Origin of the sequence: Pseudomonas sp. NPDC090203 (assembly GCF_044746765.1) — a bacterium.
GTDB classification, from domain to species: domain Bacteria; phylum Pseudomonadota; class Gammaproteobacteria; order Pseudomonadales; family Pseudomonadaceae; genus Aquipseudomonas; species Aquipseudomonas putida_AD.
In genome coordinates this window covers 218,705-236,495 of record NZ_JBIVCV010000009.1, presented here as the reverse complement: position 1 = coordinate 236,495, position 17,791 = coordinate 218,705, and the positions used below count along the sequence as shown (strand labels likewise).

The following is a 17,791-nucleotide window of genomic DNA, read 5'->3' as shown; positions in this document are numbered from 1 at the left end:
AGTTAGTCGTGGAAAGACTTCCAGCCCAATGCATGAAACTGTTCTGGTTCACAGGGAAACTCCCGTCCACGCCTCGGAAATGAGCCAGAGCTGCTCTGCAAACTCGGGATTGGCCGCCCATCGCGCCACTCCCTTGCGACCTATCTCGAGGTTGTTGATCGGCGCGATATCACAGTCTTCGCAATAGACACCGCCCTTACCTTCCAATGCCGAACTGGTCGCGCACCACAGTCCCGTTGCCGCGCCCTGATCTAGATTTTTGAGGCCGAGCTCTGGTGCGATTTTTTGCTGGCCGCTCTCATCAAAGACGTCAAACGCATTGATCTCGGCGCTGGTCAGGTGACGTCCCAAGTCAGTTAGGATCTGACCGGGGTGAAGTGAAAACGCGCGTACGCCGAGGCTAGAACCGCGCTGGTCGAGACCCATTGCGAACAGCGCGTTGGCTGTTTTCGACTGACCATACGCCGCCCACTTATCATACGGACGACTAATGAAGTCGATGTCATCAAAGTCGACACCTGCTATCTGATGACCTCGCGATGACACCGAGACCACCCGGGCAGTGCCAGCTGCTACAAGTGCTGGCCACAACCCACACACCAGACGAAAGTGCCCCAGATGATTGATCGCGAACTGACTTTCGTGACCATCGAGATCTCGTGCCAAAGGCGAGGCCATGACGCCCGCACAATTGATCAACAACGAAAGCGGTTGTCCGCGCCGAACGAATTGAGCGGCGAAAGCTTGAATGGAGTCGGGATCGATCAGATCCATCGGGTGGACAGAGATACCCTCTTCGCCCGCCAGGGCCTTGCGCGCACGATCAGGGTCTCTGGCCGGAACGATGACCTGAGCACCTGCACGGGCCAGGCTTTTAGCGGTGACCAGCCCTAAGCCGGAATATCCACCGGTGACAACGGCCAGATGCCCAGCTAGATCCACCCCGGCCATGACTTCAGTCGCAGTAGTGGCAGCGGTGAAAGTTGAAAAAATAGGTTCCTGCGGCGTTGTCATGATGGGCTCCCAGTTAGATGGCGTGAGCGCCCATTGTTCTTTAAGATGTCTGGACGAAACAGTTCAGATAATCCAGGTTTCTGTCTTGATCATCCAAAATCCCGTTTCAGATCCCTTATCCGACGTACTCGCGCTGGCAGGGCTTCGCGCCGCATGCTCCGTGCGCCTGCAGGCAGGTGGGCAATGGGCCCTGCGTTTTCGACCGATTGAACTCAAATTCAACGTCGTGCGACGTGGTCAGTGCTGGCTGCGCATCGAAGGCAGCCAGCCGCGTCACTTGCGGGCGGGCGACTGCTTCGTGATTTCCCGCACCCCGTTTATCCTGGCGAGCGATCCGGAAGGCGATGCGGTCAACGCGTCCGATGCCTTCGCGCAGTTCAGCACACTCGCCACCCTGGGGGCCGGTGACGATGTGGAGTTACTGGGTGGCAGTGTGAGCCTGATCAATGCCGGCGCCGGCCAGCTTCTGTCGCTGCTGCCGCCTGCGATCATCATCAGTGCAGCATCGGGTGCCGCCTCGTCGTTTGCCTGGTTGCTGGATGAACTGGACAGGGAATGGCAGTCAGCTCAACCAGGCGCCAACGCCATGTGCAACGACCTGCTTCGTCTGATTTTCCTCCACGGGTTGCGCCATCACATCAGCACAGCCGATGTCGCCGACCTTGCCTGGCTGGGAGGCCTGCGCGACCCTGCTATCGCGAACGTGATGCGCGCCATTCATGGTGCCCCGGAGAAATCCTGGACATTGGCGCAGATGGCGGAGATCGCTTGTATGTCGCGATCCAGCTTCGCAGCACTGTTCAAGCATCGGGTAGGACATTCTCCTGTCGAGTACGCGACTCGTTGGCGCATGCAAGTTGCCGCCTCCAGGTTGTATGCGAGCCGCGAAAGTGTGGCAACCGTGGCAGCCTCCTTGGGTTATCTGTCAGACGCTGCTTTTGGAGTCGCCTTTCGCCGGGTTCACGGAAAAACGCCTGGGCAGTATCGGCGAGAGGCGGTACGTGAATACCTTCAATCGCCGTAATCGCACACGGTATTTCATTTCTGATAGGCAGTTCCGCCAGCAACTCCGTATAAAATTTGCTTAGATGCTTGATACACACTCCACCGCTTCGAGCGTCATCACCATGACAGTTACATCATCAGTGCCCCGCCTATAGTCCCGGTTCAAAACGGCAGCGATCACCGCCGGATGACGATGCAAAAGCCCTGGATAGTCATGCAGATCCCAACGTGATTTCAAACCATCACTGAATAAAATCAGTAACTGTCCTGCGCAACCAACTATGTTCGCGACAACGCCCTTCCGGTGACGGTGTCCAACGATCCCAGGGTACGACACCAACCCCCTCGACTTCTCTTGACCGATCAATATCGCCCCGATGTCACCGATCCCCAAGAAGCGCAACCTGTCCTGCGCAGCATCAAATTGGGCGATCGCCACAACCCCACCGCGAGTACCATGCATCTCTTGGTGAATCTCCTCGAGAAGCAAAACTGGCTCGGCAAAGGGGTCTCGATTGAATTCTCTTGCTCCGGCCATCGCCGCAGATTCGGCGTCCGGCCCATGCCCTAGACCGTCAATCATCAGCATACTCACCCGTTTGCCTTGTATCGCTATCTCCCATACGTCTCCACATGCCGGATCGTCACGCAGCGCATGCTGACTGATCCCCAAGCGCACATCTCTCACAATCGCGGAACGAGGGTAGAAACGCGTCAGAATCACGGTGCCACGATGGTCGGAATAAGTGTCGAGTACTTCAGTGTTGTGCTGGATCGAATGTGCCACCTCCCCCTCAAGACGTGTGCTAAAACCATCGGGTATAGGGGGTTGTAGTTCTGAAGCTGAGGAGAGATAAAGTGCGACGATTTCGATGCCGGGGTCTCCCCCTGGCAGAATACGGATGTGCAGTTCACCACCCATTTTGCCAGTGAGGATAGTCTTCGCGAGCTCATCAACACAGAGCTCCACGCGGCAGGTGTCATTGGCATCAAATCCAATCCGCTCAGCCGCAATCCGGACTCGCCGCGTCGCATACGACGCCTGAGTTCGATCTTCGATTAGCAACACCTGAGTGAGACTGGTGTGGAAGTTTAAATTCATCTTCGACCAACTCCTGGGCTGGCCAGAAGCTACGGAAAGGGATTAGGTTTCTGCAGGCCGCACAGCCTGATTGGAAATGCCAGGATGTCGTCATCAACGGTTACTCAGGAGGTTTCGGGCTCACAAGCTAGGGTTGCGATTCCTTGGGTACTGTATTTGTAATGCGCGTACCTGTTTCCGATCCTTTGAGGGGATTCGCCAACCCGCGTTCCATACTGTTTCGCACCTCCCCCGCACCACAGCGCTCGCAACGCCACAGCCTGTCATCTTCAACCCCACCCATCCCGCGATTTAGCCCTCCGTCAAAGACTATCGTCAATCGCCCCCAGTTCCCTTCTTGCGCCGCTGACGATAAATCTCCAACGGCACACCACCTTGGCTTATGTCCTCAATCTCGTGCTCATGGAAAATCACGGTCGTATCTTCACGGGGTTTGCCCATGACCTTGAACAGCAAATTGGCAATGCCTTCGTAGACTGCTGCTTTCTGATCTGCGGTGGTTCGATCTGCACCCGGCGCGGTGCCTTCACGGGTAACCAGGATGTTGACGATGGGCATAAGCGTTCTCCGAAATGATGCGAAGAGCGTTGTTCCCGCTCTCCGCTAACGATCTACGATCAACGACCGGCGATGAGGCCACCATCAACGTGAAGGATTTCACCGGTCGAGAAGGCGGCATCTTCCAGATAGAGAACGGCACGGACGATGTCCTCAACCTCGCCCAGCTTTCTCATGGGATGGAATGCTGCCAGTTGCTCGACAATTGCAGGGTCGTGCATCGGCGTCCGAATAACGCCGGGGGCAACGGCATTGACCCGGATCCCTTTAGTGGCGTACTCGATGGCCAGGCTTCTAGTGGCAGAGTTCATGCCGCCTTTGGTCAACATGGCAATGAAGGCAGGGGACAGTGAGCTTGCGAACTCGGCTGTAGAAGCCGTGATTTGCACGACGTGGCCAGTGCCTTGTTTCAGCATCACCGGAATGACCGCTTGGGTCGCGAAATAGAAGCCGTCCAGGTTGGTCTTCAGTTTCAGGCGGTAATCTTCCTCTGTGTAGTCTGTAAATGCCTTTCCAATGAAGATGCCGGCGTTGTTCACAAGCGTATCGATGCGGCCAAATCTCTCCATGGCCGCCCCTACCAGGCGCTTGCTCGTTTCCGGATCACCAATATCTCCCGCGACTGTGACCAGACCTGCGTCATGGGATGGATGGATTTTGCGGGACGTTGCGACGACTCCGTAACCTCTCCCACGGTATGCCTGCACAATCGCTTCGCCCATCCCCTGTGAGGCGCCGGTGACGATGGCTACTTTTTTGAAATCTGACATGGCTTGACTCCTCGAATGCTCGTTGGTTGAGCAGAAGATAAAGCGTTGTCAGCTGTTCAAAAATTCCCTATCTTCGATCAATGACTGATCAAAAACGAACAGCCTTCGATTGGCAAGATGTCAGCGTCTTCCTGGCCCTCGCTCGGCATGGCAGCCTTTCCGCAGCTGCGCGGATGCTGTCAGTCAGCCACGCAACGATCGCCCGGCGCATCCACTCTCTTGAGGACAGCCTTGGAGAAAAACTCGTCGAGCGACGCCCAGACGGATATGTCCTGACGATGGCAGGCACCCACGCGTTGCAGGCGGCCAGCGAAATGGAAGACGCAGCCGAAGCGCTCACCAATGGCAAGCACGATGGAACGCCCTCGGGCCTCATCCGGATCAGCTCCTCCCCCGGCCTCTCCAACGGCTTTCTGATCACCCGCCTTCCGGTATTGGCGGCCCGTTACCCCCGATTGAACATCGACCTTGCACCAGCCCTCCGATCGGTGAGCCTGGAACGGCACGAGGCCGACATCGCGATTCGCGTGGATGTCCCTAAAGACGGCGACATCATTGCGCGGCCATTGACCACCATTGGCTACGGTTTCTACGGCACTGACGAAGCCTGTCGCACAGCTGAGGCCGGAGGCGATCTTGTGTTCATCGGTTTCAACGAGGCCGATGCCTACCTGACGCAAGCGGCATGGATGACGAAGCACTTCCCACGCGCGCGCATGGCATTTCGTGCCAAGGATCAGTTTTTGCAATCCTTGGCTGCACGCTCCGGCATCGGACTGGCTTTGATTCCGCACTACATTGGCAGGAGTGATCCGGCACTGCAGATCTGCGATCTCGGCGCGCTTCCTTCGAGTAGAGATGTCTACCTGCTTACCCGAAGTCGCGATCGGAAAAATGCGTCAATCCGAGTAGTCGCAGACTCAGTGGCGGATATGTTCGAACAGGAGCGTGATTTGTTTGTGTGAATATCAGCAGAGGACGAAGCTGTTGTGAGTTGTTAGGAACGCTAAATATTACCCGCTGCTGGCGCAAGGCCTAATAACCTGCCAAGCACTGCCAGGGCGTCTCAAATGATTTGGTGAACGATCCGGTTTCGACGACCCGGACAAAAGCCTGCATCGCTTGGAATTTGTCCATCTCTGGATCCGGATTAAAAGCGAGCGACTACCTTATTTAATTGCCACTTTGATGCAAACAAACACACTCCATGACCTTTATAGATCGTGTGTGGGAAACGTCCTTAAGACTGGGCCGACAAATGTTGACATCGTGCTCTTCAAGGGCGTGATTACGACTTGGAAAACCATCACTGAAGAGAAGATAGCTATTGTAATCGTTTGAGAAACGCGGAAGTAATGGCTAATCTTTCATTTTATTCAGCACCCCGGTCTTAATCAGAGACTGGAATGCCTGAACCGTCCGTGACACCAGCTCTTTATAGAAACGGTCTCTCGCTTCAAAACCATTCTTTGGCTAAGCCTTCCCCATAGCAAGGTTGTGGGGGTGAGCAGCAGCTATCAGCCCAGAAATAGTCGCTCAGCTAACGGTCGAAATAGAGAATCGACTGTAAAACGAATGCAGACACATCATAGATAAAAGCAAGTGTGCGGATTCATCCGCCAGCCTGAAACGAAAAGGCACCTCTCTTTACTCAAGATCGGTGCCTAAGTTACAACTCTGCGCTAATCAGCAGTGAAAGCTCTGCCGACAGTAGAGCCTGCATGTGCAGAAGTATTAATCGTGAAACGGTACCCACATCATTTTGACTTCGACGTTCAGGAAACCAGACTGAACGGTTGGGTCATCGTTTGCGATCTTGATGGCCTCTTCAAGGTCTGCCGCCTTGAAAATAGTCATGCCGCCGTCTGCCAGTACGCCGTTGAGGCCACCCGCTTTTTCCATGAACGGACCGCTGAGAACGGTCTGACCCTTTTCATGCATTTCGATCATGTACTGCACGTGCACCATGAACTCAGGCTGTTCGTTGTACTTCACGCCTGGAACCCATTTAGGACCTGGGGTCTGGAAAGCTACAAAGTAGTGTGGGCCGTTTTCGTCAACCATGATTCAACTCCGATAAAAGTATTTGGGAGCGCCAAGAGATCTTTTTGCGGCAGAGGCCGTGCAGCGATTCCTGGCACCAACGATTCATTGAAAATCATTTATGGAGCGATTGCTCCTGAAAAGACTTTAATCAACGATCACGCGCGAGTCAAGGATTATTGGAGCGATTGCATCATAAATAATCTAGCACTGCGTTGCCGGCCTTTTCGCCCTGAAAAAGGGAGCTTCAAACCTGGGGTTTGACTCTCCCTTTCAGACGCTCAACGTTGCGAGGTTTGCGTCGGAGCAGGACTGTCCCATCCTCCGCCCATGGCACGGAAAAGGCTGACGGCGGCACGAGCCGAATCAGCCTGAGTACTGTTCAAGCCATCCCGGGCGACGAGAAGCTCTTTGTTGGCATCCAGAACATCAGTCAGCGGTGTGGCCCCAGCTTTGTAAGCTCGTTCCGAGAGATCCCGTGCGCGAGTTAGTGCGGCGACCTCTTGCGCGAGCTCATCCTGACGCTCTTGGGTCTGAGAAAGCGAAACCAGAGAGTTTTCTACATCCTCGGCGGCTTTGAGTACTGATTGACGGTACAGAGCCAGAGCCTCTGCGTTTTCACCTTTGGCCTGTGCAACTTCCGCGTCGATTTTGCCGAAGTCGAACAGGCGCCAGCGCACCAGCCCAGTGATCGAAGGCTGAAAAGACCGCGAGGTAAACATCCGGTTGCCGCTGATGCTGTCGAATCCCAACGCTCCTGAAAGCGAGACCTTTGGGTAGTAATCCGAGATCGCTGCACCGATTCGCTCATTGGAAGCCGCGAGTTTGCGTTCGGCTGCAATGATGTCCGGGCGTCGGCGCAGGACATCTGCAGGTGCAAGGCTATCTTTCACAGATGGGGAGTCTGGAATCGTGGAGTTTTTGGACAATTGCTGCGCCGAACTCCCGGGTTGGCTGCCCATGAGAACGTCCAGACGGTTCAACTGAGCCTCCAGCCCAATGCGCAGCGTGGGTACTGTCGAGCGAGCCTGACTGAGTAGTGCTTCGGCCTGGGCAACGTCACGGCCAGTGACATCCCCAACGCTGCGCCGGAAGTTCACCAATTTCAGAAGTCGCTCGTCGGTGCTGATCTGGTCTGCCGCGACGGCGAGACGTGCCTGGTACCCGCGAATCTGCATATAGGCATCGGCCGCTTCCGCGACCACGGTGACCCGCGTTCCAAGGTGCGATGCTTCAGCCGCTTCATAATCCGCCCGGGCAGCGGCCGACCCACGCCGCAGACCGCCGGCCAGGTCAACCTCCCAGCTCGCCGTCAAACCCGCAGTCAGCTCTTTCTGATTGCGCTTGTAGCCCGGAAGATTTCTCCCCAGTGATCCGAGCGGGCTCTGCAGACTCTGACGCTGCTTGGATGCGGAGCCATCGAAATCCACGGTAGGGTAAAGATCAGCACCAGCAGCGTTAGCTACCGCCCTCGCCTGCTCGACGCGTGCGATTGACGCGGCTAGGTCAAGGTTTTGCGCCGTTACGCGATTGACGATATCGACTAAAACGGGATCGTTGAAATTCTTCCACCACGTGGACAGCTCTGCCGAATTGCTTTGGCTTTGATTAGCCTTTGCAAGCTGGTTGTGAAACGGAGAGAGCGTCACCTCCGGCTGTTTGTAGTCGGGACCGACCATGCATCCCGACAGGCCGAAACCCGCCAGGAGCGCCCAAGCAAACACACCTGTTCTTGTCTTCATTCTGGTCTCCTCCATCAGAGGGTTGAAAAGAGATTTACCTAGCATCAACGCCTCCCATGGAAATATTTACGAATGAAGATGTAGAACGCGGGGGTGAACAGCAGACCAAAACAGGTCACACCCAACATCCCGAAAAACACCGTCGTGCCCAAGGACTGGCGCATCTCTGCTCCAGCGCCAGTTGCCAGGGTCAGTGGTGCTACACCGAGGATGAATGCCAGCGAAGTCATCAGGATCGGACGCAGTCGAGTCTTTGCAGCGTGCACTGCAGCATCCACCGCGCTGGCACCTTCATCCTGATTCTGCTTGGCAAACTCTACGATCAGAATCGCGTTTTTCGCCGCGAGCCCGATCAGCACAATGAATCCGATCTGGGCCAGGATATCGATCGGCATGCCTCGGAAAATCAACCCCGAGATGGCGGCCAGGATGCACATCGGTACGATCATGATGATCGCTAGTGGCAGTCTCCAACTCTCGTACTGCGCGACAAGTACCAGGAAACAGAACAATGCAGCAGCGGCGAAGACCAGCAGCGTAGGTGTGCCTTTCTGTTGCTGCTGAAACGCAAGCTCAGTCCATTCGAAGCCAATGCCTTTGGGCAGTGTCTTCTGCGCCAACTCTTCCATCGCTTTCAGCGCCGTGCCGGTGGCGACACCTGGAGCAGCAGCGCCCAATACCTCCGCTGCCGGGTAGAGGTTGTAGCGAGGCACTCGGTAAGGAATGGTGTTGGTTTCGACACTGGCAACCGAGCCGATAGGCACCATTTCTCCCGCCGCGTTTCTAACCTTCAGGCGTGTGATGTCTTCTGGTGTGGCCCGGAAATTAGCATCCGCCTGCGCGATCACTTGATACGTCCGGCCTAGATAGTTGAAGTCGTTGATGTACTGGGAGCCGAGGTACACCTGCAACGTTGAAAAGATGTCCGCTGGCTTGAGGCCAACCTTTTCTGCTTTCACGCGATCAATGTCGGTGAAAATAGACGGTGAGCCGGCATTGAAGAGCGTAAACATCCCCACAAAGTTAGGGTCTTGCCTCGCAGCGGCAACTAGCTTGTTCGCGGCGTCAGCCAGGGCCTTCGACCCCAGGCCTGCGCGGTCTTCCAGCATCAGTTTGAAACCGCCTGAGCTGCCCAAGCCCTGCACTGGTGGCGGCGGAATGGTCAGTACATAGGCCTCCTTGATGACCGACAAACGCTGTCGTAGGTCAGCCAGTACCGATTGTGCGGTAACACCCGGCATCTCGTGGTTGTAGAGGGATGGCAGGCCTGTAAACACGGTACCTGCGTTGGAGGCTACGGTTGAGGACGTTGCGTCCAGTCCCACGAACGGTGCAACGTGTTCGATTCCAGGCGTGGCCAGCGCGATATCGATGACCTGCCGAACAACTTGCTCAGTGCGATCCAGCGACGAGCCGGGCGGCAACTGAACAATGGTGATCAGGTAGCCTTGATCCTGCTCGGGAATGAAGCCCGTAGGTGTGCGGTGAAACTCAAATCCAGTAAGCAGGATTAATCCCACGTAGACCGCCAGGACGAGACCCAGAAAGCGTGCCAACCGACGGGTCAGATCGCCGTAGCCGTGTGAGAGCTTGTCAAAACCGCGGTTGAATCGTCCAAACGTGGCATCGAGCCCTCGACGAAGGATGCCGTGGTGCCCGTTGTCGTGCGCCTTATGCTTGAACAGCACGGCACACAGTGCAGGACTCAAGGTCAACGAGACCACGCAGGAAATGATCGTTGAGGCCGCGATGGTCACTGCGAACTGTTTGAAGAAGAGCCCAGAGATCCCGCTCAAAAACGCTGCCGGACCAAAGACCGCACACAGCGTCAACGCAATGGACAACAGCGCTCCACCGACTTCGTCCATGGTGCGGTGAGCGGCGTCCGTGGGAGACATGCCATTGTGGATATTTCGCTCCACGTTCTCGACAACCACGATCGCGTCATCGACCACGATCCCCACCGCCAGCACCAAACCGAACAATGACAAATTGTTCAGCGAGATACCCAGCAGATAGAGAACGGTAAACGAGCCCAGCAAGGAAATTGGAATTGCTACAACCGGGATGATTGTGGCGCGCCAGTTCTGAAGGAACAGGAATACTACGAGGACCACCAGTGCGACGGCCTCCAGAATTGTCTGAATGACCTCATGCACCGACTTCCCGATGAAGATCGTCGGGTCGTAGATGATTTTGTAAGAGACGCCCGCAGGGAAGTCTTTTTGCAACTCCTCCATTGTCGCCAGTACGTCATGATCAACGTCCAGCGAGTTTGCCCCAGGTTGCGCATAGATCAGCAGAGAGGCTGAATCTTTGGTGTCCATGAAGGCGGTCGAGCCATAATCCACGGCCCCTACCTCAACGCGGCCGATATCGGCGATGCGGGTCACGCGGCCGTCGGGATCACTCTTGACCACAATCTCGGAAAACTGCTCCGGCGTGGTCAGCCGGCCCAAAGCCTCGATATTGATCTGATAGGCAGCAGAGCTCTTGATAGGCGGCTGGTTCAAGACGCCCGCCGACACCTGAAGGTTCTGTGCACGCAGCACCGACAGCACTTCACTGGCGCTCAGGTTGTAAGCGGAAACCTTGTCAGGATCGAGCCAGATCCGCATCGCGTACTCGCGACCACCCTGGAACTGAACGTCCCCGACACCGGGGATACGTGCAAGCACATCCTTGATGTGCAAGGTGGCGTAGTTGGAGAGGTACAGCGTGTCCTTCGTACTGTCATCGGAGTAGAGATGGACAGCCAGAAGAATGCTCGGAGTTGCTTTCCTGACCTGAACACCCAGACGTTGAACATCCTCTGGCAGTCGTGGAATAGCGTTCTGAACCCGGTTCTGAGTCAGGTTCTGCGCGACGTTCAGATCGGTACCAATTCGGAAGGTTACCGTGATTGTGAGCTTCCCGTCCCCAGTGGACTGGCTGCTCATGTAGATCATGTTCTCCACACCGTTAATTTGCTGTTCAAGCGGCGTCGCCACCGTGCGAGCAATGGTTTCGGCGGAAGCTCCGGGGTATGACGTCACGACCTGTACAGTCGGCGGCACAATCTCTGGATACTGCGCGACCGGCAGAACGAACATGGCACCGAGGCCGATCAGGGTGAGAAAACAGCTCACCACTACCGCGAATCGCGGACGATCAATAAAAAAATGGGCTATACGCATGATGGGGCCTATTCCTTCGCCTGATCGCTATCAGCTTTGATTTCACCATCCTTGGCATTCACCGTTGCACCTGGCGCCGCGAACGGCAGCCCACCGATGATGACTCGATCATCAGCTGTCAGGCCGGACTTGATAACGCGCAACCCAAGACGCATGTCGCCGACTTCCACGCCCTTTGGCGTGACCAAGCCGTCTTTGTTGACGGTCATCACGACAAAGTGAGATTGGTCTGGAAGCACCGCAGTGTCAGGAAGCAGCAATGTAGGAGCCGCAGCCACTGCGACTACCCGGACTCTCGCGAACTCACCGGGCGTGAGCTTGCGGTCAGGGTTTTTAACCGTGGCGCGAGCGTGGATAGTTCCGCTGGATCGGTTCAGGGCGTTGTCGATAAAGTCGAGTGAGCCATCGCCGGAGTAGTCGTGACCGCCACCCGTGGCAATCTGAACCTTGTCGGCGCTATCGCCTTTACTGCTCGCCTTGAAACCTTTGTATTTTTGGTAGTCCGATTCGCTCATATCGAAGTCGAGATAGATCGGATCGAGCGAAACAACGGTGGCCAACAGTGTGGTCGGCGCACCAGCAGCGCGGCTGCCAGCGATCAAGTTGCCGATCGATACCTGGTGGTTGCCCATACGCCCAGCGAAAGGTGCGTAGACTTGGCAATGATCCAGATCGAACTGAGCATCTCTGATCTGCGCATTGGCATCAGCGATCGCGGCTTCCGCCTCTTGCCATTCGGCTTTGCGCTGCTCAAGGCTTTGAACAGAACCCGCATCGTTGCGAGCCAACTCATCGGCGCGGTGATACTCGCTTTTGGCGTATGCAATTCGCGCCGTAGCACGTTGCAGCTGAGCCTTGGCCTGCGCCAGCCGAATCTCGTACGGCACTGGATCGATTGAGAACAGCAAGGCCCCCTTCTGCACGACTTGGCCATCCTTGAAATGAATACCGGTAAGCGTGCCGCCCACCTGGGCTCTCAACTCGACTTTGTCGACAGCTGAATACTGGCCAAGAAAGCTCAGGCGTCGATCAAGGTTCTGCACCATAGGTTTGCTGACGACAACTTCTGCTGCTGGCGGCCCTGCGTCTGCTGCTGAAGCCTGATCCTCATTCAACCCTACAAACAGACCAGCACAAACGGCGGCCGAGAGCAGACCGCCGCTGACCGTTTTGTAGAGTCTCTGCTTGCCGAGTAGCCGGCCTGCGGTAGCCCTCATCTGCGATTCCAACTGTTTTGTATCCACGGGATATCCCCTTGCTTGAGCCCAGAAAAGATTCAGGGGCTCAGGCAAGCTGCCCCTGCATTACCTAAATCCTGATAACGCCGGGTGAAATGCGAGCTACTCAAACGGCCTAATGATGATATCCATCACCATTAATCCTGTAAAGATGTCGGTCGCAATCAAAAGAACGGACGTGTTTTAGGTCACGCTGATCTCTCGCAAGCAAGTCATGGCGCTCAAGGTGAGTCGGCTTGCTATCGAGGACGATCGCAAACGAAGCGCAGGCCCAGCGATCAGCCGTCAAGGAGGTTTAGTAAGCCGTGGAATAGTGTCGGCTGGCGCACGCGGTTGGTGACGGCGCGTAAGCGGAAAGCGCGCAGCGTCCAGGCGTTCATTCCAAAGAAGAAGGTTGCCGCATGTGCGGAAACTTGGCTGAAACGAAATTGCCGCCGCGGTAGCGCTACAGACCACAAATGGCGAGCGGGGATCTCTACCTGCTACTGGTGTTGCAGATGGGACAGGGAAAGCATCGCAATAGGAATGTTGTTCGGAGAAACCGCGCACGAGGTCGGCGAGCAGGATGCACACGGGAATGCCAAAGACCGCAGACGCTGACCTGATGAACATGAGGGTTGCTCCCATGCCAATTTAAGTCATACGCTGCGCCTTGGTAACCAATCTGTCAATTGGTTACTATCTGAAAAATGATCAGGGCGCCAAGCTTCGCAGCACCAGATTGGTAGCCTCCGTTAGTCGCTCTACTCGGTCCTCCAGGTTGTACTGGAGCATCAGAGGGTTGGTGAAAGGCTGCATAGCCAAGGTTATCGACCGGCACAGTTCATCCTGCGGGGTTTTGCGTTCAAAGGCTTCCTGCTTCCTACCTTCCAGGAGAATGTCTTTCAGAAGATCCTGAATTTTCTGCTGGTAGGTGACGGAGACTGGCCACCGCTCGTTATGGGCGAAGATGCAGATATCGTAAAACTCTCGATTATCGAAAAATAGTTCGGATGACGAGTTACTTATTGATTTAAAGAGACTTCTCAGTTTTGCTGTTGGGTTTTCAGCAACCTCGATCGAATGCCCGGCGCGATCAAGGATGGTCTGGAAGATCTGGGAACACACAGCCATCCCAATGGCCTGTTTCGATTCGAAGAATCTGTAGATGTAGGCTTTGGATACGCCAATGGCGCGGGCAAGCTCGGCGACAGTGGTTGCCCCATAACCGTTTTCACAGAAATGCAGGTTTGCCTCGCGCAATATTTTATCGCGCGTTCCGTGATCGGCCGGGCCACGTTGTCCTGCCATTTCGTCAACCAGCTTTGCTTCCATGGACGGTTTTCCAATTTAGTCGAGCAATGACATGCAAGGTTACCATTTCGACAATCGGTAACTAATTTGCAATTTTACTCCCCGGCGGTCGATCAGTGTGCCGACGAATACCAAACCCCTTGACACATTCATTGCGACCGCCTTCAATGAGCTGTGCTTGTAGGCTCAAAACATCGAGTAAATGCCCGAGATTCGAGAACGCTGTCCGAACCCTCGTCCTGGGGATAGGTGTCGAAAACACCTGATTTGACCCCGTCGTGTAACGCGATCAGCTTCGGCGAGGGTAAGTTCATGCTGCAGAACACTCAACACCCTTTCCAATTGGGCAATCTCGCCCTCTGCAGTGGATATGTCCACTCCTCCCCGACCCCCGCTCATGCGCTCGATCCTGGATACATCCCAAATCAAGCTGCGGTTGCGCATTTCACGCAACTGGCGAGAAAAGGCTTGGTAGTGGCTGCAGAGCACTGCGGGGCACTGGGTGCCAGGCTCCATACCTCCAACCCTAACTACTGGAACGCCATCCAAGAGGCGGGGTGGCAACGCGTGACCGACGCGGTGCACGCGTCAGAAGGCAGAATCTTTGGGCAGTTGGCTCACCTTTCAACCGTTACTCATTTTGACGGGCTCGCAGCTCCGGCGGGTATGACGCGACACGATATCCAACGTTCAGTAAGCCGGTTCAGGGACGCTGGGGCGCTGATCAAAACGGCGGGGTTTGACGGACTGGAGGTTAACGTCGCGCCAACGACCATGCTCGCGGGTTTTCTCGATCGACACATTAACGCGAGAAGGGACAGCTATGGCGCTCACGCTAATTGCGGACTGCGTTTTTTGTTTGAAATTCTTGCCGTACTGACAGATTGCTGGGGGCCAGATCGAATTGGCTTGCGACTGCGGTTTGATAACGCAGAGGCGATGCCGATGATGTCGAGCGAAGAGCTCAAAACGACGCTGTTTTATCTCGGCAGAAGTCTGGGCCAATTCGATCTGGCATACGTCAACATCTCCCATACGGGCAGGTATCAATCTGCCCAGACTAGGGAACCTCAGGACATATCCGCGACGCTTTGGCCGCTCTACAAAGGGGTTCTGCTGCTGAAGGTTAAAGGCGACGCTCAGCTTCATGCTGTTCGTGAATCTGAAGGCGAAAGCTCCGTAACGCCTACTAACGCGAGTGATGGATGTGCCTACATCCTGAGAACCCCGCTAATCCAATCAGGTTCTGAGCAGACAGTGATCCCCATACGCCAGCCGATCCGTCACAGGTGAGGTAGACGCTGCCAACAGCGCCCCGCTAAATGAGATAACTCGAAGGCAGATTGGAGGGGGCACGCTTGACGTGTCACCACGCTACTTCGTGATTCGCTGAAGTTGATCAGAGACCGCGTGGAGTATTTCGTCAGACAGCCCCTCATTATCGATGGCCCTTGAAAGATTCACCGCACCCAAGCAAGCACAGGCCACAAGAATGCTCAACGCACGAGCATCTTGGTGCGGACCAATCAAAGCCTCAAAAAAGTCGAGCTTGGAGATTGCCTTCTCGGTGTATGCCTGTTTTACCTCTGCCCCCGATCTACCGGCGTCGGTAATTACGGCTGCAACCGCGCAACCTGCGCCTGGGCGATCTCTGTGTTCGCGCGACAAATAAATGCCAAGCGCATGCTCAAGTGAGCTTTCTGCTGGGTCAAGCTCATCCAGTGGCGCGCTCGCGGCTTTCAAAGCCTCTGCCATCAACTGGTCTTTGGAGTCGAAATACTTGTAGAAGCCGCCGGTTGTCATGCCCACCGACTCCATTATCAACTTAAGACCGGCGCCATCCACTCCGTGGACACGCACCAGTTTTGCGGCAGACTCCACTATGCGTGCTCGGGTGTGAGGAGCTCTATCTGGGCTGTAGCGCGTCATTCGACCTCCAAAAATATGGTTGCTTCGGTCGCTTTATTGATTCGGCTCTTCATGCAACAAAGCACCTCATTCGTCCTCGCCGAGAGTCAAGCCATCGGCTTGAAACGTGCGAGGCGAAACCGCCCGAATCAGTTCAGAAACCTTGTTTCTGAACCAAGTGTCCGGGGCGGAATTTGTCCTCCCCTCCGACCAGCTCATTTGCAGGTCAAAGCTCGACTGCAGTTCAATCGGCAGCTCATCAATGACGATTTGCGAAGCGCCTTCAAGCCGATGGGCTTCGAAATCCGGAATCACCGCCACGATGTCGGTGTCTTTCAGCACATCCTCGAGCGCATCCGTACTGGAGAGCCTCACCGCCACCCGGCGTTGCATACCAAACTTAGTGATTCGCTTATCCACCTCGGTCTCCAAGCCATCGCCGAACGGCACGAGTGCGTGAGGGCGATGGCACAAATCACCGATCGACTTCACTGGCTCGGTACCTTGAGCACGCACCAGCACACTGCGACATTGAACCAGAGGCAAGGATTCGACCCCTTTAACGTCGGGTTTGAAATAACCAATACCGATCGACGCATCGCTTAGAACGAGCCGGCCTGGCACCGCGTTTGAGTCAGCTCGTTCGACGGTCAAAGCAATCCACGGCGCGAGCTCACGGATTGGCTTGATGAGTCCAAGAATGAGCGACGCACAGACTCCGCCACTGACGGCGATCGAAAACTCCTGACGACAGGCATCCGGATCAAACGCAATCCTCGGCTCCTCGAGCGCCAGATGGATGAGCTCAAGTGCCGGTCCGATACGCTGTGCGAGGATGAGCGCTTTTCGCGTCGGCACAACGCCTCTGCCCGCGCGAACAAACAAGGGGTCATCAAAAGCCACCCTCAGCCGGCCCAGCGAGTTGCTGACAGCCGACTGGCCAACGTTCAGTTTGGCCGCGCATTGGGTAACGCTTTTTTCCTTCATCAGCGTCGAGAAGACGACCAGCAAATTCAGGTCGAACGATTTGAGGACCACGTCCGTCATACGGAACGCCTCCGTTTTACATGAATGAAGCGAGCGCCAGCCTCAACCATTCCCTGGCACCGTTTCGCAGCTAAGACAGGCAGATCTTCTGCCAAAGGACATGCGTTCAGTGACTGCCAGTCGCCTCTCGTCGCCAAGATGGGCGACGACGGAGCGCAATTAGCCATGGAGGATTTTCATACTCAAAGATTACGACTATCATCATTGCGACGACAGCTGTTATTGTCAAATGCTTTTTCAGATGTTCCAAAGGAGGCAGATGAAAGTCACCAAAGAACAGGCGGCACTAAACAAGGCAGCCATTCTTCGCGCAGCCACTGATCTTTATCGCGAGCGCGGGATCGACGGCATCGGCATCAGCGAACTGACCAAAGCCGCCGGGCTTACCCACGGTGGTTTCTATGGGCATTTCCCAGGTGGAAAGGAGCAACTGGCAGCCGAAGCCGTTTGCGGAGCATTTGCCGATGTGCTGCGAGAATGGGACACAGCCGATTCGCTCGAATGTATCGTTGTGAATTATCTGGCAGAACAACTGACGCGAGAACTGCACGAACGATGCCCAATCCCCACCCTCGGATCCGACGTCGCACGATGCGGCGAGAAGGTTCGAGGAGCCTTCACGCAAGGGGTGAAAGACATGATTATCTCGTTACAGACTCGTATCGAGGGTGAGCACTCTGACCCGGAAGCGCATGCAAAAACCATGTGCTTACTGGCATCAATGGCTGGAGCCATGCTCATGGCCAATGCATTGAACGATGAGGCGCTTTCGCAGGAGTTTACCAAGGCGGTGACTGCGTATTGGTCCGCCTGAAACATCCCCTTCGCCGCTGAGTCTTATAGCTGCTCATCAGCAAAGATAAGGGCAGTGGGCAGTATAATCAGCGCACGACTT

General features: G+C 55.5%; 15 protein-coding genes. 4 read left to right on the top strand and 11 right to left on the bottom strand.

Features of this window, described 5'->3' with window-relative positions; translation table 11 throughout:
* Positions 1-48: 48 nt before the first annotated feature.
* Positions 49-1,014 carry an oxidoreductase gene (locus ACIPO9_RS17550; RefSeq protein WP_400782413.1) on the bottom strand — a complete coding sequence of 322 codons (966 nt, stop codon included), beginning with the start codon at positions 1,012-1,014 and terminating at the stop codon, positions 49-51.
* Here ACIPO9_RS17550 and ACIPO9_RS17545 point away from each other — a divergent pair.
* Complete coding sequence (locus ACIPO9_RS17545; RefSeq protein ID WP_400782411.1) at positions 977-2,038, top strand: AraC family transcriptional regulator; 1,062 nt, start codon at positions 977-979, stop codon at positions 2,036-2,038. The two genes, ACIPO9_RS17550 and ACIPO9_RS17545, sit on opposite strands and share 38 nt — an antisense overlap.
* 60 nt (positions 2,039-2,098) lie before the next feature.
* Here ACIPO9_RS17545 and ACIPO9_RS17540 read toward each other — a convergent pair whose 3' ends face one another.
* The 3 genes from ACIPO9_RS17540 to ACIPO9_RS17530 all read right to left on the bottom strand — a co-directional run bounded on the left by ACIPO9_RS17540 (position 2,099) and on the right by ACIPO9_RS17530 (position 4,449).
* Entirely contained in the window at positions 2,099-3,121 is a 1,023-nt protein-coding gene (locus ACIPO9_RS17540; RefSeq protein ID WP_400782408.1) for an ATP-binding protein, read from the bottom strand.
* Between the two features lie 315 nt (positions 3,122-3,436).
* A complete protein-coding gene (locus ACIPO9_RS17535; RefSeq protein ID WP_400782406.1) occupies positions 3,437-3,679 on the bottom strand; it encodes a 4-oxalocrotonate tautomerase family protein in 243 nt (80 codons plus the stop codon).
* 59 nt (positions 3,680-3,738) lie between these two features.
* Complete coding sequence (locus tag ACIPO9_RS17530) at positions 3,739-4,449, bottom strand: SDR family NAD(P)-dependent oxidoreductase (RefSeq protein WP_400782403.1); 711 nt, start codon at positions 4,447-4,449, stop codon at positions 3,739-3,741.
* A gap of 80 nt (positions 4,450-4,529) precedes the next feature.
* Here ACIPO9_RS17530 and ACIPO9_RS17525 point away from each other — a divergent pair, with 80 nt between their 5' ends.
* The gene (locus ACIPO9_RS17525) at positions 4,530-5,414 is read left to right on the top strand and encodes a LysR family transcriptional regulator (RefSeq protein WP_400782400.1); all 885 of its coding nucleotides are present in this window, start codon (positions 4,530-4,532) and stop codon (positions 5,412-5,414) included.
* A gap of 769 nt (positions 5,415-6,183) precedes the next feature.
* On the opposite strand, the gene ACIPO9_RS17520 is transcribed toward ACIPO9_RS17525, so the two are convergent.
* The 5 genes from ACIPO9_RS17520 to ACIPO9_RS17500 all read right to left on the bottom strand — a co-directional run bounded on the left by ACIPO9_RS17520 (position 6,184) and on the right by ACIPO9_RS17500 (position 13,962).
* Complete coding sequence (locus ACIPO9_RS17520; RefSeq protein WP_400782398.1) at positions 6,184-6,513, bottom strand: YciI family protein; 330 nt, start codon at positions 6,511-6,513, stop codon at positions 6,184-6,186.
* Between the two features lie 260 nt (positions 6,514-6,773).
* Entirely contained in the window at positions 6,774-8,234 is a 1,461-nt protein-coding gene (locus tag ACIPO9_RS17515; RefSeq protein ID WP_400782396.1) for an efflux transporter outer membrane subunit, read from the bottom strand.
* Between the two features lie 44 nt (positions 8,235-8,278).
* Positions 8,279-11,410, bottom strand: a complete 3,132-nt coding sequence (locus tag ACIPO9_RS17510) for an efflux RND transporter permease subunit (protein ID WP_400782393.1) — start codon at positions 11,408-11,410, stop codon at positions 8,279-8,281.
* Between the two features lie 8 nt (positions 11,411-11,418).
* The gene (locus ACIPO9_RS17505) at positions 11,419-12,654 is read right to left on the bottom strand and encodes an efflux RND transporter periplasmic adaptor subunit (RefSeq protein WP_400782391.1); all 1,236 of its coding nucleotides are present in this window, start codon (positions 12,652-12,654) and stop codon (positions 11,419-11,421) included.
* A 687-nt stretch (positions 12,655-13,341) separates the two neighbouring features.
* A complete protein-coding gene (locus ACIPO9_RS17500) occupies positions 13,342-13,962 on the bottom strand; it encodes a TetR/AcrR family transcriptional regulator (protein ID WP_400782389.1) in 621 nt (206 codons plus the stop codon).
* A gap of 291 nt (positions 13,963-14,253) precedes the next feature.
* Between ACIPO9_RS17500 and ACIPO9_RS17495 the strand changes: the two genes are divergently transcribed.
* Positions 14,254-15,234 carry a hypothetical protein gene (locus tag ACIPO9_RS17495; protein WP_400782388.1) on the top strand — a complete coding sequence of 327 codons (981 nt, stop codon included), beginning with the start codon at positions 14,254-14,256 and terminating at the stop codon, positions 15,232-15,234.
* Between the two features lie 81 nt (positions 15,235-15,315).
* Here ACIPO9_RS17495 and ACIPO9_RS17490 read toward each other — a convergent pair whose 3' ends face one another.
* A complete protein-coding gene (locus tag ACIPO9_RS17490) occupies positions 15,316-15,870 on the bottom strand; it encodes a TetR/AcrR family transcriptional regulator (protein ID WP_400782385.1) in 555 nt (184 codons plus the stop codon).
* 66 nt (positions 15,871-15,936) lie between these two features.
* Complete coding sequence (locus ACIPO9_RS17485; RefSeq protein WP_400782383.1) at positions 15,937-16,896, bottom strand: LysR family transcriptional regulator; 960 nt, start codon at positions 16,894-16,896, stop codon at positions 15,937-15,939.
* Positions 16,897-17,155: 259 nt separating this feature from the next.
* Between ACIPO9_RS17485 and ACIPO9_RS17480 the strand changes: the two genes are divergently transcribed.
* Complete coding sequence (locus tag ACIPO9_RS17480; protein ID WP_400782380.1) at positions 17,156-17,710, top strand: TetR/AcrR family transcriptional regulator; 555 nt, start codon at positions 17,156-17,158, stop codon at positions 17,708-17,710.
* The last annotated feature ends 81 nt before the right edge of the window (positions 17,711-17,791 follow it).